This window comes from Polaromonas sp. (assembly GCF_039932935.1).
Lineage (GTDB): Bacteria > Pseudomonadota > Gammaproteobacteria > Burkholderiales > Burkholderiaceae_C > Polaromonas.
This window is the reverse complement of record NZ_JBDTPB010000026.1, coordinates 1-20,075: the sequence shown is the minus strand read 5'-3', so window position 1 is coordinate 20,075 and position 20,075 is coordinate 1. Positions and strand designations below refer to the sequence as shown.

General features: G+C 60.9%; 14 protein-coding genes. 10 read left to right on the top strand and 4 right to left on the bottom strand.

All coding sequences use genetic code 11. The features are described from left to right. The 4 genes from ABI546_RS03665 to ABI546_RS03650 all read left to right on the top strand — a co-directional run. Positions 1-1,058: F0F1 ATP synthase subunit alpha (locus ABI546_RS03665; RefSeq protein WP_348044217.1), on the top strand; the 1,058-nt coding region annotated here is incomplete at its 5' end. Continuing rightward, on the top strand, positions 1,055-1,963 hold the full coding sequence (locus tag ABI546_RS03660; protein ID WP_348044215.1) for a F0F1 ATP synthase subunit gamma: 909 nt from the start codon (positions 1,055-1,057) through the stop codon (positions 1,961-1,963). The genes ABI546_RS03665 and ABI546_RS03660, both read left to right, overlap by 4 nt. Then, complete coding sequence (locus ABI546_RS03655) at positions 1,963-3,183, top strand: acetate/propionate family kinase (protein WP_348044213.1); 1,221 nt, start codon at positions 1,963-1,965, stop codon at positions 3,181-3,183. Before ABI546_RS03660 ends, ABI546_RS03655 begins: the two co-directional genes overlap by 1 nt. Continuing rightward, positions 3,180-5,387, top strand: coding sequence for a copper-translocating P-type ATPase (locus ABI546_RS03650; RefSeq protein ID WP_348044211.1), 2,208 nt, complete (start codon positions 3,180-3,182; stop codon positions 5,385-5,387). The genes ABI546_RS03655 and ABI546_RS03650 overlap by 4 nt, the downstream gene beginning before the upstream one ends. A 14-nt stretch (positions 5,388-5,401) precedes the next feature. Here ABI546_RS03650 and ABI546_RS03645 read toward each other — a convergent pair whose 3' ends face one another. Beyond that, on the bottom strand, positions 5,402-7,411 hold the full coding sequence (locus ABI546_RS03645; protein ID WP_348044209.1) for a phosphatase PAP2 family protein: 2,010 nt from the start codon (positions 7,409-7,411) through the stop codon (positions 5,402-5,404). A 151-nt stretch (positions 7,412-7,562) separates the two neighbouring features. Between ABI546_RS03645 and ABI546_RS03640 the strand changes: the two genes are divergently transcribed. From ABI546_RS03640 to ABI546_RS03615, 6 genes are all read left to right on the top strand, one after another. Further along, complete coding sequence (locus tag ABI546_RS03640; RefSeq protein WP_348044207.1) at positions 7,563-9,932, top strand: phosphoketolase family protein; 2,370 nt, start codon at positions 7,563-7,565, stop codon at positions 9,930-9,932. Continuing rightward, positions 9,929-10,954 (top strand): class I fructose-bisphosphate aldolase, encoded by a 1,026-nt coding sequence (locus ABI546_RS03635; protein WP_348044205.1) that lies wholly within the window; start codon positions 9,929-9,931, stop codon positions 10,952-10,954. The genes ABI546_RS03640 and ABI546_RS03635 overlap by 4 nt, the downstream gene beginning before the upstream one ends. A 19-nt stretch (positions 10,955-10,973) precedes the next feature. Beyond that, positions 10,974-13,046, top strand: coding sequence for a transketolase (gene tkt / locus ABI546_RS03630; protein WP_348044203.1), 2,073 nt, complete (start codon positions 10,974-10,976; stop codon positions 13,044-13,046). 157 nt (positions 13,047-13,203) lie between these two features. Continuing rightward, positions 13,204-13,920 (top strand): IS6 family transposase, encoded by a 717-nt coding sequence (locus tag ABI546_RS03625; protein WP_348044201.1) that lies wholly within the window; start codon positions 13,204-13,206, stop codon positions 13,918-13,920. Between the two features lie 129 nt (positions 13,921-14,049). Then, on the top strand, positions 14,050-14,676 hold the full coding sequence (locus tag ABI546_RS03620; protein WP_348044199.1) for a ParB-like protein: 627 nt from the start codon (positions 14,050-14,052) through the stop codon (positions 14,674-14,676). Positions 14,677-14,714: 38 nt separating this feature from the next. Beyond that, the gene (locus ABI546_RS03615) at positions 14,715-16,343 is read left to right on the top strand and encodes a SulP family inorganic anion transporter (RefSeq protein ID WP_348044221.1); all 1,629 of its coding nucleotides are present in this window, start codon (positions 14,715-14,717) and stop codon (positions 16,341-16,343) included. On the opposite strand, the gene ABI546_RS03610 is transcribed toward ABI546_RS03615, so the two are convergent. The 3 genes from ABI546_RS03610 to ABI546_RS03600 form a co-directional block, all read right to left on the bottom strand. After that, positions 16,282-16,617, bottom strand: a complete 336-nt coding sequence (locus ABI546_RS03610; RefSeq protein WP_348044219.1) for a transposase — start codon at positions 16,615-16,617, stop codon at positions 16,282-16,284. The two genes, ABI546_RS03615 and ABI546_RS03610, sit on opposite strands and share 62 nt — an antisense overlap. 703 nt (positions 16,618-17,320) lie before the next feature. Further along, positions 17,321-18,283, bottom strand: coding sequence for a dienelactone hydrolase family protein (locus ABI546_RS03605; RefSeq protein ID WP_348044197.1), 963 nt, complete (start codon positions 18,281-18,283; stop codon positions 17,321-17,323). 226 nt (positions 18,284-18,509) lie between these two features. Beyond that, positions 18,510-19,073: a DUF1003 domain-containing protein gene (locus tag ABI546_RS03600; RefSeq protein WP_348044195.1), complete on the bottom strand. Its 564-nt coding sequence runs from the start codon at positions 19,071-19,073 to the stop codon at positions 18,510-18,512. Between the last annotated feature and the right edge of the window lie 1,002 nt (positions 19,074-20,075).

Here is a 20,075-nt window from a genome sequence, read left to right as displayed (position 1 = left end):
AGCGCGAACTGATCCTCGGCGACCGCCAGACCGGCAAGACCGCGATCGCGCTCGACACCATCCTGAATCAGCGCGGGCAGGACGTGGTTTGCGTCTACTGCGCCATCGGGCAGCGCGCGTCGGCGGTCGCCAAAGCGGTGGCCACGCTGCGCGACAAGGGCGCGATGGACTACACGGTGGTCGTCGTCACCGAGGGCAACCAGGCGCCGGGCCTGGCCTACATCACGCCGTATGCAGCGACAAGCATCGCCGAATACTTCATGGAGGCTGGCCGCGACGTGCTGATCGTCTACGACGATCTGACACAGCATGCGCGCGCCTACCGCGAACTTTCCTTGCTATTGCGACGGCCACCGGGGCGCGAGGCGTTCCCCGGCGACATCTTCTACATCCATTCGCGCTTGCTCGAACGCTCAACCCACCTGAGCCCGGAGCGCGGCGGCGGATCGCTCACCGCGCTGCCGATCATCGAGACCGAGGCCGAGGACATCTCTGCCTACATCCCGACCAACCTGATCTCGATCACCGACGGCCAGATCTATCTCTCACCTTCGTTGTTTGAACTGGGCGTGCTACCGGCGGTGGACGTGGGCAAGTCGGTGTCGCGGGTCGGCGGTAAGGCGCAGCGCGGCCCCTTCCGCGCCGTGGCGGGTGACCTCAAGCTCGCCTATGCACAGTTCGAGGAACTCGAGTCGTTCTCTCGCTTCGGCGCGCGGCTGGACGATGCGACCCGCAAGACGATCGCGCATGGCCAGCGCATCCGCGCCTGCTTGAAGCAAGCGCAGTTCCAGCCCGTGGTAGTGCCGGCCCAGATAGCCATCTTGCTGGCGCTAACTGCCGGTCTGTTCGACACGGTGTCGCTGCCGCATATGGCCGAGGCGCAGCGTGCTGTCCAGGATGCGGCGGCCCAGCTCGATGCGCCACTGCGTGAGCGCATGCTCGGCACGGACAAGCTGAACGACCAAGACTGCAAGGCCGTCATCGCCAGCGCGGAAGCGGCGCTGAAGACCTTCTTGCCGAAACCCGATGTAGCGGCTGCGGCGAAAGTGTCATCATGAGCGACAGCATCGCGGCGCTTCGGCGCAAGATCAGCGGCGCCAGTGACCTGCGCGCCGTGGTACGTACCATGAAGGCGCTGGCTGCGTCGAGCATCAGCGACTATGAGCGCTCGGTGCTCGCGTTGGCCGACTACGACCGCATGGTCTCGCTCGGTCTGGGCGAATGTTTCAGGCAAGCCCAGCTGGACCCTACGGCCGTGCCCGAGCGCCTGCGTGCGGCGGCGTCGGACCCGATCGGTGTCATCGTCTTCGGCTCTGACCAGGGGTTGGTGGGTCCTTTCAACGACGTGATCGTCGAGCATGTCGTCCATACGTTGGCAGGTCTCTCGGGTCGAGTCCAGGTCTGGGCCGTCGGCGAACGGGTCCAGGCAAGCCTGAAGGATGCGGGACTGGACGTTCAGGGCATGTATGTCGTGCCGGGTTCGGTCGAGGCCATCGCACCGCTCGTCGCACAGATCCAGATAGACATCGAGGCACGCCCCGCGAAAAGCAGTCCGAGTCAGGTCAGGCAGATCCATATCTTCCACAACCGACCACTGGCAGCCTCACTGTACGAGCCCGTGAGCCAGCGCCTGTTGCCGCTCGACGCCACTTGGCAGCAGGGCCTGACGGCGGTGCCCTGGCCCGGCAAGATGAGGGCCGAAGTGCTGGACCATGGCGCGACGACCTTGCGCGGGCTGATCCGCGAGTACCTGTTCATCTCGCTGTTCCGCGCCTGCGCTGAATCGCGGGCGAGCGAGCATGCCAGCCGGCTTGCGGCCATGGAGCGTGCCGACCGGAATATCAAAGACCTGCTCGAACATCTGCAGTCCAGTTTTCACCGGCTGCGCCAGGGCTCGATCGATGAGGAGCTTTTTGACGTGACCGCGGGCTACGAAGCCCTGACCAAATCGGAGATGGCCTGATGAATGTGCTGACCCTCAACGCCGGCTCATCGAGTATAAAGTTCGCGCTCTTCCGGCGGAACCCGGTACTGCGGTGCATGCTGCGCGGGCAAGTCGAGCGTATCGGTCAGCCCGATACCGCGATCAATGTCGAGGCACCTCACGCTTCGGCGGGCGATGGACAAATTCACGCGCGACACCCCATTCCCGGCGACAGTTTCAATACAGCCGCCGCAGAGCTGCTAATGTGGCTGGAAGCGCAACCGGAATTTGGGCGAGTAGCGGGCGTTGGGCACCGTGTCGTGCATGGCATGCAGCACAGTCAGCCGGAACCCGTGGGCGAGGCACTGCTCGATGAGCTGCGCGGTTTGAAGGCCGTAGACCCGGACCACCTTCCGGGCGAGATCCGGCTGATTGAACTGATGCGCCAGCGACATCCTCGAGCGGTCCAGGTCGCCTGCTTCGACACCGCGTTCCACCACGACATGCCACGCGTCGCGCAATTGCTGCCGATTCCGCGACGCTACGAAGCTCTGGGCCTACGGCGCTACGGCTTTCATGGCCTGTCCTATGGCTACCTGATGGAAGAACTGGCGAGCACCGCCGGGGCCGACGCAGCGAACAGACGGGTCGTCCTCGCGCACCTGGGCAGCGGCGCCAGCCTCGCTGCCGTCCACGCTGGGCACTGCATCGATACCAGTATGGCCTTCACGCCGACGGCGGGCCTGCCGATGGCCACTCGCTCGGGTGATCTGGACCCGGGCATCGCGGCGCATCTGGCCCGGACCGAAGGCATGACCGCACAGCGCTTCTACGACCTAGCGAACCATGAATCCGGGCTGCTCGGCATCTCCGAGACGAGCGGAGACATGCGGGACCTGCTCGCCGCCGAAACCACCGATACTCGCGCGGCCGAAGCGGTAAGCTACTTCTGCTACCAGGTAAAAAAGTGGATCGGCGCCTATGCCGCCGCGCTCGGCGGTGTGGACACGCTGGTGTTCGCCGGTGGCATCGGCGAACACGCTGCCCCGGTACGCCAGCGCATCTGTGAAGGGCTTGGTTTTCTCGGCATTGAGCTCGATCCGCAACGCAATGTGGTGAATGCGGCGCTGATTTCCGCTGGCGGGAGCCGCGTCGATGTGCGCGTGGTGCACACCGACGAAGAACTGGTGATCGCGCGCGCGGTCTCCCGTGAACTCACGCGAGGCGCAGGCGACATTCCATCGGAGCCCCGACCATGAGAGCCGATTCAGCAACCGCGATGGTCTCTGCTGCTGACAGTACGATGACGATGGGGCTTGAGCAGACATCTGGCCGGGTCATCTACACCTGTCCAATGCACCCCGAGGTCCGGCAAGACCATCCAGGCCACTGCCCGAAGTGCGGTATGGCGCTGGAGCCGGTGACACCAACCGCGGGCGGCGACGAAACAGAAACTGCCGAAGGAGACGAACTGAGCGACATGACGCACCGTTTCTGGGTCGGTGCGGCGCTGACCTTGCCGGTGTTCCTGCTCGCGATGTCGCACATGATACCGGCACTCGGACGCCAAGCCTGGCTCGACAGCGACTCCGTGCGCTGGGTGCAGTTAGCACTCGCCACGCCGGTGGTCGCTTGGGCCGGCTGGCCGTTCTTCGTGCGCGGCTGGCACTCTGTCGCCAACCGGCACCTGAACATGTTCACCCTGATTTCCTTGGGCGTTGGTGCGGCCTACTTATTCAGCGCTGTGGAGATGCTGTGGCCCGACCTGCTGCCAGTCGCGCTTGATCCCAACGGCAAGAAGCCCCTGTATTTCGAAGCGGCGGCGACGGTGGTGGTGCTGGTGCTGCTCGGCCAAGTGCTCGAACTGCGCGCCCGCAGCCGCACCGGCAGTGCGATCAAGGCGTTACTGAATCTCGCGCCACCGATTGCCCGCAAGGTTGGCGACAACGGCGACCACGACGTGCCGCTCGCACAGGTCCAGGTGGGCGACCGCCTGCGCGTAGTGCCGGGTGGCAGGGTGCCGGTGGACGGTGTCGTAGCTGAGGGCCATTCCACTGTCGAGGAGTCGATGATCAGTGGCGAGCCTCTACCGGTTGAAAAATCCGAGGGCGATCGCGTGACCGGCGGCACCGTCAATGGTGCGGGAGGTTTCGTTATGCGCGCCGAGCGGGTCGGAAGCGACACCCTGCTTGGGCAGATTGTCAGCATGGTGGCGCAAGCGCAGCGCAGCCGCGCACCTATCCAGGGCGTGGCCGACAAGGTAGCAGGCGTCTTCGTGCCGCTGGTGATCGCGACGTCGGTGGTGACATTCGCCGTCTGGTTCTGGTTGGGGCCGCAGCCTCCGCTGGCACACGCCATCGTCAATGCCGTGGCAGTGCTGATTATCGCCTGCCCTTGTGCGTTGGGTCTGGCCACGCCAATGTCGATCATGGTCGGTGTCGGCCGTGGCGCGCAGCAAGGTGTGCTGGTGAAGAACGCGGAGGCACTGGAGCAGCTGGAGAAGGTCACCGTGCTGGTGATCGACAAGACCGGCACATTGACCGAGGGAAAGCCCCGATTGATGGACGTTCTGCCCACAGGCGGCTTCGACGAAAAGGAAATTCTGACGTTGGCCGCCTCGCTCGAGCAGGGCAGCGAGCACCCGCTAGCCGCCGCCATCGTGCAGGGAGCGAAGGCGCGAAAGCTCGCGCTGGAAGCGGCGACAGACTTCCGCTCGGTGACGGCGGGAGGTGTGGTCGGGACGCTGAAGGGGCGCACGGTGATGGTGGGCAAGCCGGCGTTCCTGCGCGACGGAAAAGTAAGCGGCGTCGATGCGCTCGAAGCGTCCGCTGTCGCGCTCCAGGAAGACGGCAAGACCGCCATGTTTGTCGCCATCGACGGCAAGGCCGCCGGCATCCTCGCCGTGGCCGACCCGATCAAAGCCAGCACCGCCGAAGCCATCGGTGAACTCCATGCACTCGGGCTAACGCTGGTCATGCTCACCGGCGATAACCGCCGCACCGCCGCTGCAGTAGCAAAGACGCTAGGCCTCGACGATGTGCAAGCCGAGATCGAACCGGCCGGGAAGGTAGCACATGTCCAGAAACTGCGCGCGGCTGGCGAACACGTGGCGATGGCCGGCGACGGCATCAACGATGCGCCGGCGTTGAGCGAAGCCGAGGTCGGCATCGCGATGGGCACCGGGACCGAAATCGCAATGCAAAGCGCAGGCATCACGTTGGTCAAGGGCGACCTGCTCGGCATCGCGCAGGCCATCCGTCTGAGCCGCGCCACGATGTGGAACATCCGCGAAAACCTTTTCTTCGCGTTCTTCTACAACGCGATCGGGATTCCGGTTGCAGCCGGCGCACTCTATCCATTCTTCGGCTTGCTGCTGAGCCCGGTGATCGCCGGCGCCGCGATGAGTCTGAGTTCCGTGTCCGTGATCGGCAACGCCTTGCGCCTGCGGACGGCGAAACTCTGAGTGCAAGAGCGACTTCAGGGGCAGGATGCCAGCACCGTCGCGAGATCGCCCGGGTCGCGTGATCGCTGCTCCCGATTCACATCGGTGGGCAATTGCGCGGCGAACGTGGCAGTCGAAAACATGTCGTGCCTTGCATCGAAGTTGCTCAGCAGCATCCGCCTCGCGTGCGTTTCGCGATACACCGCGCCATACCAAACGGGAAGCGTAACGCCATTGGGCCTGCTCACCTGCAATTCGGAGTGCCACAAACGCAGCACTTGTCGTTCTTCCGGTTGCCCGGTGGTCCAGCGCACGAACACCAGGCGGGACCGGCTGCCACGGTCGAATCGGGGCAACACCGGAAGCTTTGCCCACGGTGCATCAGGCACAAACCATTCTAGCGCTCCCTGCAGGGACCATGCCGGTGCGTGCTCCCATCCCAGTGCGGCGAGCCGGTCGGCGATGCCGGATTCACCGCAGGCCCACTGCAAGCCAAAGGGCTCTTCGGTATCGCCCGCCGCCTCCAGCCGGCGGTCCGGCAGTTGCTGCCAGCTTTTGCCCTTCCATTGCTCGTAACTCAAGACCTGCGCACGAGACACCGCGACGTAGCGGCGCCGGTCAGCCTCTGCGTGCAGGTTCATCCATAAGGCTCCAAACGCGAACAGGGCACAAGCGACGAGGAGCATAAGTCGGCGCGGCCAGAAGTCCTCATCCACCTTTCGCTGGGTGTAGACCATCGATGCCAGTGCGATCCACGCCAGCCCCAGACAGATACCGCCGACCACGTCGGACAGCCAGTGCGCGCCAAGATACAAACGCGAAAACGCGATCAACGTCACGGCAATGGCCGTTGCCGCCCCGATCAACAAGCGAATTCGCAACGTCTCGCACCTCGACAACAAAAACGCCAGAAAACCCAGGATGACAGTGCTCAGCACGGCGTGACCGCTCGGAAAAGAAAAGCGCTCCATACCGACATAGAGATCGATCGGACGGTGGCGCCCAAGCGTGACCTTGAGAAGCTGTACCAGCACCTCGGCAAATGCGGTGACGGCGATCCAGTACCCTGCAGTGCGCCAGCTGCGGCGCCACGCGAGCCACGCCACCACTACGACCACCAGCGGCAAGATGACACCGACGCTGCCCATCTCCGTGATGACGATCATCAACCTGTCCATCGACTCGGTGCGCAGTGACTGGAGAAAGTGAAAAACCGCCAGGTCCAGCTGCACGAGTGGGTCTTTCGACAGCACGTCTTCGAGCACGCCGAGAAACAGCCACCCCGCCACCAGCAACAGCACCGCTCCATGCAACAACGCCTGCGATCCCGAGCTCGCCGGATCCAGTAGCGCGAGGGTAGCACGGGCCATAGGGGTGTCGCGCGTCCGGCTATGCGCCACCGCGCGATCACGCAAATGCCGAAACCATGGCGTGGCAAAGCGGATGACTGCCGTCGCCAGCCAGGCAAAGAACCAGATCGCCAGCACGAGCAACAGTACGATGACGGCCAGGCGCCCACTCACCGCTTCGGCCACTTGCAGCGAAGCACCGAACAGCACGCCCGGCAGGATATGCACCGGCGCCCATAGAAGCGCCGAGAAAATATTGCTTGTGTAGAAGCGGTCTCGCGGCATGTGCGCGAACCCGGCCAGGAGCGGCACGAACGCGCGCACCGGGCCGGCGAAGCGCGCCAGCAGAATGCTCTTGCCTCCCCAGCGCCGGATGAACGCCTCGCCGCGTGCGAGCGCGTTCGCGCGGTGTTGCAGCACCGGCCAGGCCCTGATGCGCGCCTCCTGCGAGCGTCCCAGCTCGTAGCTCAGGCCGTCGCCCAGTATTGCTCCGACCATAGCTGCTACGAGGGTGATCCAAAGTCCGATGGCGCCAGAGCCGATCAGAGCGCCCGCGCCGAACATCACAACTGCGGCCGGGACTAGGGTGCCGACCACGGCCAAGGATTCAGCCAGGGCAACCATGAACACGACCACAAGTGCCAAGTGAGGATGAGCGCCGACAGCGCTGAGGAAACCGTGCATCTGTCCGATCATGCGCTCGCACTGGTGGATGGCATACCGGCATATACCCGTGCGCATGGGTACGCTTGCGCACAGACAGGGACCTGCGAGCGTGCTTCACTGGTCGAATGAAACACGTTTTCATCGCTCGTGAAATCAATCTCGGCGCAGCCAGCCCGGCGCCATGAGCACCAACACCTTGACGCCCGACCTGTGCGGGCGCATAGACGCCTACTGGCGCGCCGCTAATTACCTGTCGGTCGGGCAGATTTACCTCTACGACAACCCTCTGCTGCGTAGGCCGCTGTTGCTTTCCGACATCAAGCACATGCTGCTCGGACACTGGGGCACGACACCGGGGCAGAACTTCATCTACGTGCACCTGAACCGGGTCATCAAGAAATATGACCTGGACATGATCTACGTCTCAGGGCCTGGACACGGCGGGCCCGCAGTCGTAGGCAACACCTACCTCGAAGGCACGTACAGCGAGGTGTACCCGGACATCAGCCAGGACGTGGCTGGTCTGCAGAAGCTCTTCAGGCAATTCTCCTTTCCCGGCGGCATACCCAGCCACGCGTCGCCCGAATGCCCGGGATCGATACATGAAGGCGGCGAGCTTGGTTATTCGCTCAGTCATTCTTTTGGCGCCGTGTTCGACAACCCCGAACTGATCGTCGCCTGCGTCGTCGGCGATGGCGAAGCCGAAACCGGACCGTTGGCCACGGCCTGGCATTCCAACAAGTTTCTCGATCCCGTGACCGACGGCGCGGTGCTGCCGATCCTGCACCTGAACGGCTACAAGATCGCCAACCCGACCGTGCTCGCACGCATCACGCGCGAAGAGCTGGAACAGTTGCTGCGCGGCTATGGCTGGGCGCCGTTGTTTGTCTCCGGGCACGAGCCGGCGCTGATGCACGAAGCCATGGCCACGGTCCTGGACCGGGCGGTCGAGCAGATTCGCAGCATCCAGCACGACGCGCGCACCGCGGGCCACTCAATGCGTCCACGCTGGCCGATGATCGTGCTCGATTCGCCCAAGGGATGGACCGGCCCGAAGGAGGTCGATGGTCTGCTGAATGAAGGCACCTTCCGCGCCCACCAGGTCCCGATCACTGACCCTGCCGCGCACCCGGGCCACCTCGCGTTGATCGACGAGTGGCTCAAAAGCTATCGCGCCGAGGAACTGTTCGACGAGAAGGGCCGCTTGATAGCGGAACTGGCCGAACTCGCGCCCGCAGGAACGCGGCGCATGGGCGCCAACCCGCACGCCAACGGCGGCCTGCTGCTGCGCGACCTGCATCTGCCGGATTTTCGAGTGTATTCGTGCGACGTGCCGGTCCCCGGGGCGCCGGGCATCGGCGACACACGTGTATTAGGCCCTTTCCTGCGCGACGTGGCGAAGTGGAACGATGCGCAACGCAACTTCCGCGTCTTCGGCCCCGACGAGACGCTCTCCAACGGGTTGGTCGCGCTCTTCGAGGTTACGCAGCGGCAGTGGGACGCGTCAACCCAGTCCAACGACGAGTTCCTCGCCCCCACGGGCCGGGTGATGGAAATGCTGAGCGAGCACCAGTGCGAAGGTTGGCTCGAAGGGTATCTGCTGACCGGCCGTCACGGTGTCTTCAACTGCTACGAAGCCTTTATCCACATCATCGACTCGATGTTCAACCAGCACGCGAAGTGGCTGAAGGTGACATCGCACATTCCGTGGCGGCGTAAGATCGCGTCTCTGAACTACCTGCTCGCCTCGCACGTCTGGCGTCAGGACCACAATGGTTTCACCCATCAGGACCCGGGTTTCATCGATCATGTCGTCAACAAGAAAGCCGAGATCGTGCGTGTCTATTTGCCGCCAGACGCAAACTGTCTGCTGTCGGTGATGGACCACTGCCTGCGCAGCCGCCATTACGTGAACGTGGTGGTGGCCGGCAAGCACCCGGCGCCGCAATGGTTGACGATGGACGCTGCCGTAAAGCACTGCACCGAAGGCATCGGCATCTGGGAGTGGGCCAGCAACGACGGTGACGAGGCCCCCGATGTCGTGATGGCCTGCTGCGGTGACGTGCCGACGCTGGAGACACTGGCTGCGGTGTCCATCCTGCGCGAGTATTTGCCAAGCTTGAAGGTCCGCGTCGTCAACGTCGTCGACCTGATGCGATTGCAACCGCACACCGAGCACCCGCACGGCCTGATGGATGCCGACTTCGACGCGCTGTTCACGAAAGACAAACCGGTTATTTTTGCCTTCCACGCCTACCCATGGCTGGTCCACCGGCTGACCTACCGCCGCCACAACCACGACAACATCCACGTGCGCGGCTACAAAGAGGAAGGCACGATCACCACACCCTTCGACATGACGGTGCTGAACGACCTCGACCGTTTCCATCTCGTGATGGACGTGATTGACCGTCTGCCGCAGACCGGCGACAAGGGCTTGGCCCTGAAGCGGCAGTTGAAAAACAAGCTGGTCGAACATCGGCAGTACATCTGTCTGCACGGTCAGGACCTGCCGGAGATCCGCAACTGGCGTTGGGGCGGTTTGCAATGAACGATGAAGCTTTGCGCGCCACCGCAGCCGCCCTGATGGCCGGCGACAAGGGTCTGCTCGCGATGGACGAAAGCAACCCGACCTGCAACAAGCGGTTTGCTGCGCTCGGCATCCCGCAGACCGAAGTGTCGCGACGCGCGTGGCGCGAACTCATCGTCACGGCGCCAGGGCTGGCAGACAGCATCAGCGGCGCGATCCTCTATGACGAGACGATCCACCAGCAACTTCAGGGCGGCCGGACTTTCGGCCATGCTTTGGGTGACATCGGTATCATCGCCGGGATCAAAGTCGACGCCGGCGCCAAGGCCCTGGCCGGGCACGCCGGCGAGTTGGTCACTGAAGGGTTGGACGGCTTACGCGAGCGCCTGGAGGGCTACGCCGCGATGGGCGCGCGTTTTGCGAAGTGGCGCGCCGTAATCACGATCGGCGTGGATCTTCCAAGCCCCGCTTGCATTGCGGTCAACGCCCACGCCCTGGCGCGTTATGCCGCGTTGTGCCAGGAAGCCGGACTCGTGCCCATAGTCGAGCCTGAAGTGCTGATGGAAGGAGCGCACACGCTGCAGCGCTGTGCCGAAGTCACGGGTCAGGTGCTGCACGAGGTCCTCGCGCAACTGTATGTTCAGCGCGTGGTGCTTGAGGGCATGCTGCTCAAGCCAAACATGGTATTGCCGGGGCTGGACTGCGCCCACCAAGACGCTGTAGACGAGGTGGCCGACGCCACCGTTACATGCCTGCTGCGCGCCGTACCGGCCGCGGTGCCGGGCATCGCATTCCTGTCGGGCGGCCAGAGCGCCGAGCTGGCTTCCGCCCGGCTGAATGCGATGCACCGGCGCTTCAAGGATCGCCTGCCCTGGCCCCTGACGTTTTCATTCTCGCGTGCCATTCAGCAGCCGGCGCTCGATATCTGGCGTGGCGATGCCAGCAACGTGCAGCAAGCGCAGCGTGCACTACTGCACCGCGCCGCCTGCAATCGCGCTGCGCGCCGCGGCGACTACATCGCCGCGATGGACATTGCGACCTGATCCCGGAAGAACCGACACCATGACCAACCCGCTCGATCTGCTAGGCATCAACACGCTTCGCTTCCTGTCCGTCGACATGGTGCAGAAGGCCGGCAGCGGACACCCCGGCCTACCACTGGGCGCGGCCACGATGGCCTACGCTCTGTGGACGGGCCACCTTAAGCACCACCCCGCCAACCCACAGTGGCCCGATCGCGATCGCTTTGTGCTCTCGGCCGGGCACGGCTCCGCATTGCTCTACAGCCTGCTGTATATGACTGGCTACGACCTGTCACTGGACGACCTGAAGCAGTTCCGCCAATGGGGTAGCAAAGCGCCCGGCCACCCGGAACGCGGCCACACGCCGGGCGTCGAGATCACGACCGGCCCATTGGGCCAGGGCCTGGCCAACGCTGTCGGCATGGCGATCGCAGAAGCGCATCTGTCGGCACGCTACAACCAGGGCGACTATGCGCCTATCGACCACCGCACTTGGGCGATCGTCAGCGACGGCGACCTGATGGAGGGCGTGGCGGCAGAAGCGGCATCGCTGGCTGGCCACTTGAAATTGGGCAAGCTCGTTTGCCTGTACGACGACAACCGCGTCACGCTCTCAGCGGGCACCGACATCACGTTCAGCGAAGATCGCGTGGCGCGCTTCCAGGCTTACGGCTGGCAGACTCTGGTCGTCGTCGACGGCAACGACCTGGACGCGGTGAATGCGGCGCTGGTCGCGGCGCGTGCCGAGACTACTCGGCCCTCTTTGATTCTCGTGCGTACGCACATCGGCTTTGGCTCTCCGGAACAGGACAGCTTCAAGGCGCATGGGTCGCCGCTTGGTATCGAGGACGTCAGTCGCACCAAGCAGGCGCTGGGCTGGCCGCTCGATCCACCGTTTCTCGTGCCGGCGGCAGCGCTCGAACACTTCCGCCGTGCGCTGGCGCGGGGCGAACAGGCCGAGGCCGATTGGAACTCGCGCATGCGGGGCTACGCCGAGGCATTCCCAGCGCTGTGCGCCGAACTGCAGGGGCGCCTGCGCGGCGACCTGCCGGCGGGCTGGGACACGGAGATACCAGACTTCCCCGCCGACGAGGGAGGCATTGCCACACGAGTCGCCGGTGGGCAGGTAATGAACGCTATTGCGTCCGGCCTGCCCGCGCTTTTTGGCGGGTCGGCCGATCTGGACCCATCGACCCACACGGCCTTGAAGGGACAGGGCACCTTTAACCCGCCGCTGCGCGTTGGCGAAAACCCGCAAGGCGGCGACGCCGGTGGCTGGAGTTTCGCCGGTCGTAACCTGCATTTCGGCGTACGCGAGCATGCGATGGGCGCCATCATAAACGGGCTGGCCGCGCACGGCGGCTACCTGGCTTTTGGGTCGACGTTCTTCATCTTTTCCGATTACATGCGGCCAGCTATTCGACTTGCCGCGCTAATGGGCCTGCATGTGGTGTACGTGTTCACACACGACAGCATCGCCGTGGGTGAAGACGGCCCTACGCACCAACCCGTCGAGCAGCTCGCCAGCTTGCGTGCCATGCCGAACCTAACGTTGATCCGTCCGGCCGATGCTAACGAAACTGCAGTGGCATGGAAGGTAGCGATCGAGACCCGCGATCGCCCGGTGCTGCTGGTGCTGACGCGGCAGGATTTGCCCACGCTCGACCGCAATCAGTATTCCAGCGCCGAGGGATTGCGCCGCGGCGCCTACGTCGTGCGGGACGCACCCGCTGCCACCGGTAAGCGAAACGGGCTCGATCTGATCCTGTTGGCCAGCGGCTCGGAGCTAACTTTGGTCCTGGCCGCCACTGAACGCCTGCAAGCCGAAGGTGTCGCCGTACGCTGCGTCTCGATGCCGAGCTGGGATCTGTTCGATGCGCAACCCCAGAGCTACCGCGACGAAGTCCTGCCGCCTGCAGTTCACGCGCGGCTGTCCGTGGAGCTCGGGAGCGCGCTAGGTTGGCATCAATATGTCGGCGACAAAGGCGAAGTGCTCAGCGTTGATCGATTCGGCGCGTCGGCACCAGCTGGCGCGCTGATGCGTGAATTCGGTTTCACGACCGACAACGTGGTGGCACGCGCCCGCCGCTTGTTGGACGCCGAGATATCGTGATGAGCCGTAGCGCAAAGCAGCGCACCACCCGAGTCTGCGCGACCATAGACCTTATTGATCCGGCACGATTTATTCATGATGCTGCATAGGCGACATTCGGGTCACCAAAATACCTTTTCAGGTTTAGTCGCAGTAAGCGCCGATAGACAATCGCGCCATGACTGACAGATACCAGAAGACGATGATTGGCGAACTGCGTAAGGTGCTCAAGCGGATGCACTACCCGCTGGAAATCATGCTAATTTGTGTACGCTGGTACGTGGCCTATCCACTGAGCTTGAGGCACATCGAAGAAATGATGCAGGAAAGAGGTGTTTTCGTGGATCACGCCACGGTTCACCGCTGGGCCGTCAAGATCATGCCGATTCTGGCGGTGGTCTTTGGGCGCCGCAAACGGCCAGTCGGCACGAGCTGGCGCATGGACGAAACCTATATCAAAGTAGCTGGCGATTGGAAATACCTGTACCGGGCTGTCGACCGTGAAGGTAACACAGTTGACTTCTTGCTCACGGCCAAACGCGACTTGGCAGCTGCCCGTCGATTCTTGGAAAAGGCCATCAGCTTGCACGGCCTGCCCGACAAGATCACGATCGACAAAAGTGGCGCCAACACAGCGGCCATCGCAAGCGTCAAAACCGACACTGGGGCAGAAATTGAACTGCGACAAAACAAGTATCTGAACAATATTGTTGAACAAGATCACCGGTCGATCAAACGGATCACCAGACCGATGCTGGGTTTCAAATCATTTCGCTGTGCGCGAATCTTGCTGGCGGGTATCGAAGTCATGCACATGATCCGCAAGGGGCAGTTGGGCTGCCTTGGCGAGCAACCCGTGTCCGCTGCACAGCAGTTCTACAGCTTGGCTTCCTAATCCGTAGTGACCGCGTTGACCTTTCACAACTGTGGAACGCTATTGCGACAAAACCGCCAAGGTGAATACTAAACGCATCCATTGAGTGATACTCCGGGTGACCAAACTTCACCGTCTCAGGGAGTTCACATGCATACCCGCCATCAGCATCTCGTCAAAGTCGATCTCCGGCGTCTGCGACCCACACAGATTACGGTGGGTTTTAGCGAAGTACAGGAAAAACGCAGCCTCTGGACCGGATTGGGCAAAACCGAGCGGCGTCGCTTTCTGGCCAGCCACTGGTTTCCCGCGGTGAAGGGGCCAAGTGAGAATTTTTACATCGTTGACCACCACCATCTCGGACTTGCTTTACTGGAAGAAGACGTTGTCGAAAGCTTTGTTGTGCTTCTAAAAGATCTAAGCATGCTCGCCAAAGATGAGTTCTGGACTCTCATGGACCACCACCAATGGGTTCACCCTTATGACGCTAAGGGGAAGCGCCAGACGGTCGCAGACTTGCCCAAGGCACTCACAGGAATGGTTGACGACCCCTATCGAAGTTTGGCTGGTGACGTGCGACGCGCGGGTGGCTTCCCCAAGGACGCAACGCCTTTTGCGGAATTCTTGTGGGCGGATTTCTTCCGCCGGCGGGTCAAACCGGCGCAGCTGCAGCGGGATCCTGGGGCCACATTGAAAATCGCACTCAAGCTCTGCCATAGCGCAGAAGCCGCCCACCTGCCAGGCTGGTCAGGTAAGGCTTTGCCGTTGATGGCCTAAGCCGGCATGAATCCAGTAATACTCTCAAGCGTTTCCGGATCGGAAACGACTTCAAGCTGGAGGAACTGGCTGGCAGACATATTGGCGGGGTTTCGGTTGCAGGTGTGCTGTTGCCAGAGGCTGTCGCCTATGCAGCCATCGCAGGCGTAGAGCCCATGCATGCCCTGCTTGCGAGCCTGATTGGACTTGGCGTGTATTCATGGTTGGGGACAAGCCGCTTTGCGATGGTCGCGCCCACCTCTTCAGCGGCAGCCGTGTTCGCTTCCGCACTTGCCATCGGCGGCTCGGCTATGGGCTATGCGCTGGTCGGGTTGACTGGCATGGCCTTTTTGTTGGCCGCAGCCTTACGTGCAGGTTTTTTAGGGGCTTTTATCTCCAGACCAGTATTGCGTGGCTTTGCATGGGCACTGGCACTGACCATCATGATCAAGCAACTGCCACATATCACTGGCGTGGACGCAAGCGGCTCTCAGGTTGGACTTCTTTTCTGGAATTGGCTGATTGAAGCAGAGCAATGGCGTTCAGTCAGTACTCTTTTAGGTGCGGGCGCGCTTGCCCTGTGGCTTCTCATTCACCACGGACTGCGCCGATGGATATTTGTGCCCACCTCTTTTTTGGTTTTGGGATTGGGTATCGTGTTATCAGCGACGTTTGAGCTCGGAGCACATCAGGTGATCCTTGTCGGTGATATCGCTTGGCAACCCCTGACCTGGAGCCTGCCGAACCTCAGCACAGAACAGTGGTTGCGGACCCTGGAAATAGCACCCGCCTTGGTATTGATATTGTTTGCTGAATCCTGGGGGTCCGTGCGGTCCCTTGCGCTACAAAACGGCGACGAGGTCAATGCGGACCGCGAGTTGCTTGCATTGGGAACAGCCAACTTGATTAGCGGACTGGCACAGGGATTGCCTGTAGGTGCCGGATACTCTGCGGCTTCGGCCAGCCACGCTGCAGGGGGACACAGCAAATGGGCTGGCGTATTTGCAGCCCTGGCACTGGGTCTTTTGTTGTGGCTTGCACGTCCTTTGCTGGCGCTGCTACCACTGCCAGTACTGGCGGCAGTCGTCCTGGCGATTCTTTCGCACAACCTCTGGCCTGCTTCTGTGATCGCATCAATTCGTTCTGGAGGTGATGGTTGGCTGGCAGTCGTAGCGGCCGCGGGTGTCCTGTTGTTCGGTGTGCTGTTTGGCATGCTGTTGGCAGTGGCAATGTCGCTTCTACTGGCAATCCGTCGTTTTTCGCAGCCACTGGTCAGCGAGCTGGGACAACTGCCAGGCACCCGGGACTACCTTGACCGTGCACGGCACCCGGAGGTAACACTGACTGCCGGTACGCTGATCATGCGCCCGGAGGAACCATTGTTCTTTGCGAACGCTGAACAGGTATTTCGGGTAGTGCGCCGGCGGGCCAAAGCACTAAACGCAAATGTGGTGGTGCTGAGCTTGGAAGTGAGTGACGATCTGGACAGCACGGCAGTAGAAGCGTTGGCGGAACTGGCCACCAGCCTACGCGGGCAAGGTACTTCACTGATGCTGGCCCGTGTAAAAGACACGCCACGCGAAACGCTGATTCGCATGGGGTTGACCGTTGAGGATGGTGATGGTGTCAACCTTTTCTGGAGTGTGGATGACGCAGTGCGTGCTTCTGAATGTCATACAGCGATATGAAGAATCTCAGCGCCCGCTCGCCGACGGTGCTCTGGTAGTCAGCCCACAGCTCGTGAACTTTGCACCGCACATGCTCAAAGCACCTAGCCTCAGTCACGCCCATCGCGAAGCAGGTCTTGTCGCCGCTGAAGTCATCGCAAATCAAGCTGCCGTGCCAGCAGCCTTCACCAGGCAGGCCCAAGAAGTCTCTTACATGTTCGCCGGTATAGCTGTCGGCGGAGTCAAAGACCATGGCCCTTGTTTCGTTGTAAGCCGTGGTGCAGTAGCTCCACAAGTAAGCGCGATGATGCGCCAATGCTTTCTCGTAGGCAACCGGTAGCGCCAAATACCAAGCGCGCAGGTCGCAGCGAAAACTACTGTACGTGCCGATTCAGCTCCATTTGAAAAAAACCACGAGCGCCAAGCCTAAGCCGATGGACCATAGTAGCCAGGTTGGTTCTATGACATAGCCCTCTGCCTTCGCTTCGGCCTTTCGTAAGACGCAGGGCACCACGCCGTCGGTCTTTCGCGCAGCAGCCTGGGGTGGGACACTGCTGTAGGCAACCGCAGCGCTGGTCTTGTAAGTCAGCGCGCTCGCAACACCCTAATACAGCGGGCCCCTGAACGCCCCACGCGCTGGTTGGTCGACGAGTCTAAAAACAGTTCGGCGCTTTTCGGGCTTAAGCAAAACCTGCCTTGATTCCAGACTCCGCCGCGAGACCCTAGAAGGATGCAAAGTGATACATCCATTTGCTAACCAATATTGTCTATTCTCCAACGTGAGCGGCGGATTGAACGGTACAGAATATTTTTTAGTCGTGCTGCTGGCGACCGTGGCTTGTTCCCTGGATTTTTACCTGTTTATAGATCAGCCCGTAAAGCACTTGCGGGTCATCGTACGAAGATACGCCCACGCGGTGATGCCTGCAGATACAGTTTTGGCTTGCTACCACTGGCGTTAGACGATCCGAACAACAACGCCGGTGCCGATCAAATGATCAGCGCGGCAATTTGAAGTGTTGGGCAACGAACTGCTTGACCCGCTCACGAGCCAAAGCTGCATACTTGCGGTCACCGCCACGCGTCGCGCCGCGGCCGTAACAGCTTTTCGCATAGTCCGTGCGTTCTTCAGTGGTTAGGGTACGACCGTCCAGCAAAACTGCATCAAATGTATCCAGACTCTGCAGCATCAGACAGTTTTTAAAGTTCCTAATCATCGGCATGTTTTGACGGGCATAGTCCCAATCAAAACCGTGCAGTGCACCTTCGTATACGACAAGTTCAGCTTTGCTGCCTTGTTGATTCAGGATTTCAGTATGTTTGCGGCAAAGCTCAGGGCTGGTGAAGTCGTCATCAGATCCGATAAAGGTCAGAATCGGACTGTCGGTAGTCTTCGCGTATTCCGAACATCCGCCGTAGAACGGAATATGCAAAGCAAAACGGGGGCCATCTGTACCCAAAGCGGCGATGCGATAGCGCTCAAAGCTAGAGTCCATCGCGGCTACCGCTCCTCGAGAAAATCCGATTACGCCAATGCTTTCCGCATCAATTCTTGAGTCTTTTTGCAACACGTTGAGTGCACGGAGCGCATCCATAACACCTGCTGGAAAGGTGAGCCTGTCGGCGCTGTATTCCGTGAGACCGCGCGGAGAAAAACTGTCGACCACGAAGGTGGCGACGCCTATTTCGTTAAACATTCTCGACCAATTGCCGATAGTGTCGACGATGCCTCGGCTGGAATGCATGATGACCATCGCCGGAAAAGGCCCCGCGCCCTTCAAAGGCAGCTGCAATTCGCCATAGATGTGATCGGTGTACTGGGTCTTGCCCTGGAATATCTGAACTGCACGACTGTCTCTTGCAGCAGAGTCAAAGTCAATGCGTTCAGCGTTGGCCGAAACCGGTTCAAACAGAAAAATTGTCGAAGCAATGAATGCGATGAGATCTTTAAAGTTTGGCATGGTTCCCCCGAAAAACCGGAGTTGGATCATTTTCCCCAAAGGACGAAAACATCCGATGGTGCTCTACCAGAGACCCCTATCGAAAGATAACCCACCTTGGACAAGGATTCTCGGCCTCGCGTCGCATTGAATTCGAGGATACCCCCTTGGCGCCTCCCATAACGTGGCGGCCACTCTCCCATAAATATTTCCGAACTCAGAAAGAATACGACGACCCAACGATCCCTCAGGAACTCCCAACGGAGAGTTTGGTGTCCGTTTGCAGAAACCTATTGTGCACCTCCACCGTCAGCGCTTCAATACGCGCAGTTAGTTTCTGGGTAATTTCGGTCAGTTGTGTGTTCTGTCGCAGTAGCTCCAGCATTTGCGCCGCATTTTGCGCGGCAATTTCCTGTCGTTGTTCGTAGGCAGTGGCAAGGTCCTCCCTGTGCAGCGCGTCAGCTTCGGCATGGGCTTTGTCTCGCTCAGCCTGCCGCGTCTGAGCGAGCAGGATCAGTGGCGCAGCATATGCCGCTTGCAGACTGAATGCGAGATTAAGCAGGATGAATGGATAGATATCAAACTTGGTGAGACCAAGAGCATTCACCCCGATCCAGATAGCAACAATGATTGTTTGCACCACTAGAAAAATCGGGGTTCCGAAAAACCGTGCAAACGCTTCGGCTTTGAGTGCGACCCAATCATTACCAAAAGGGGCGGCGAGATGTGCGTGGGGCCGATGGAAACGCAAGTGGTCAACGTGTTCTATGTCAACCGGAGCAGAGGCAGAGTCGGATATCGGCGTTTTCATATTTCACCCTTTACTCATCCATCAAGGCGATCACCTATGTGACGGCACTTGCTTGTTGAAAGCAGCATACGTGAGGGGGTGCTCGATGTCCAATTGCCCGGCTCAAATGGGTCTGTATATCAGACGCTCCAGCGCTTGTCGTGCCGGATGTTGCCGAACTCTGGCTCCAAGATGCCAATGCGCTACTTGTGGACCTTCTCCTGAGGAGTCAATCTACGGAAGCGAGTCCGATCCGCTACCTTTTAGGCGGTTTGGGGTTCGATTCATCCTCTAGAGGCCCGGCATTTTCGGCATAAAAGTAGATCCCAAAGCGCATTCTCTGAGTCGCCTGTGGGTTCCCCTCGCTACGCTGTACCAGTGTTCCGCTGTCGGCGCCATCTCTGTGCAGCGGATGTAATGACGCGGCACTGTTCCGAATCTCTCAGGCGTAATTCCCGAGGGGGTTACGGCACCGATGTTCGATTCGTCACAATGAAGCCGCGATGCCGCCTGCGCGAAGTCGGCCTCCGGCACGGCTGCATAAAATGAGGCTTTGAGGCGCGATCTGTAGGCGTTATCGGCCGATCCGGGGTTGAGCGTCTGAGCGAATGTTGGATAATTAAATTCCAGAAACAAAGTTACCAGAAATGTCCAACGACAAACACGAGGAACCAAGTAAGCCGCGGTTTGGGCTGCTATTGGCTGTGTGCGTGGCATCAGTGCTGTTCTGCGGTTTGCTAGTCTGGTTCGCTACCGCGTATTTGCCGGATTGCTGCGGGCCCTGAGGCTACGCTGAACAAGCCCCGTCAAATCTCTGCCATCACCAGGCAGCGGTTGTCCACATGACGGCTCGGCTTGCCGACGCTGCCGGGGGTATGAGACGCAAAAGCATAGACAGCAAGGCGACAAAGGGGACCTGCAGGCGACTCAGCGAATGCGCTTTGGAATCTATTTTTATGCGGAGGACACTAAGAGCGGCTAACAAAACGGTAACGGGGTACGCAAGCAGATGACGCAGCAAGC

Coding starts and splice junctions, on each gene's coding strand:
- ABI546_RS03600 (WP_348044195.1), bottom strand. CDS start 19,073: ATGAAAACGCCGATATCCGACTCTGCCTCTGCTCCGGTTGACATAGAA.
- ABI546_RS03640 (WP_348044207.1), top strand. CDS start 7,563: ATGAGCACCAACACCTTGACGCCCGACCTGTGCGGGCGCATAGACGCC.
- tkt (WP_348044203.1), top strand. CDS start 10,974: ATGACCAACCCGCTCGATCTGCTAGGCATCAACACGCTTCGCTTCCTG.
- ABI546_RS03625 (WP_348044201.1), top strand. CDS start 13,204: ATGACTGACAGATACCAGAAGACGATGATTGGCGAACTGCGTAAGGTG.
- ABI546_RS03635 (WP_348044205.1), top strand. CDS start 9,929: ATGAACGATGAAGCTTTGCGCGCCACCGCAGCCGCCCTGATGGCCGGC.
- ABI546_RS03650 (WP_348044211.1), top strand. CDS start 3,180: ATGAGAGCCGATTCAGCAACCGCGATGGTCTCTGCTGCTGACAGTACG.
- ABI546_RS03645 (WP_348044209.1), bottom strand. CDS start 7,411: ATGATCGGACAGATGCACGGTTTCCTCAGCGCTGTCGGCGCTCATCCT.
- ABI546_RS03660 (WP_348044215.1), top strand. CDS start 1,055: ATGAGCGACAGCATCGCGGCGCTTCGGCGCAAGATCAGCGGCGCCAGT.
- ABI546_RS03655 (WP_348044213.1), top strand. CDS start 1,963: ATGAATGTGCTGACCCTCAACGCCGGCTCATCGAGTATAAAGTTCGCG.
- ABI546_RS03605 (WP_348044197.1), bottom strand. CDS start 18,283: ATGCCAAACTTTAAAGATCTCATCGCATTCATTGCTTCGACAATTTTT.
- ABI546_RS03620 (WP_348044199.1), top strand. CDS start 14,050: ATGCATACCCGCCATCAGCATCTCGTCAAAGTCGATCTCCGGCGTCTG.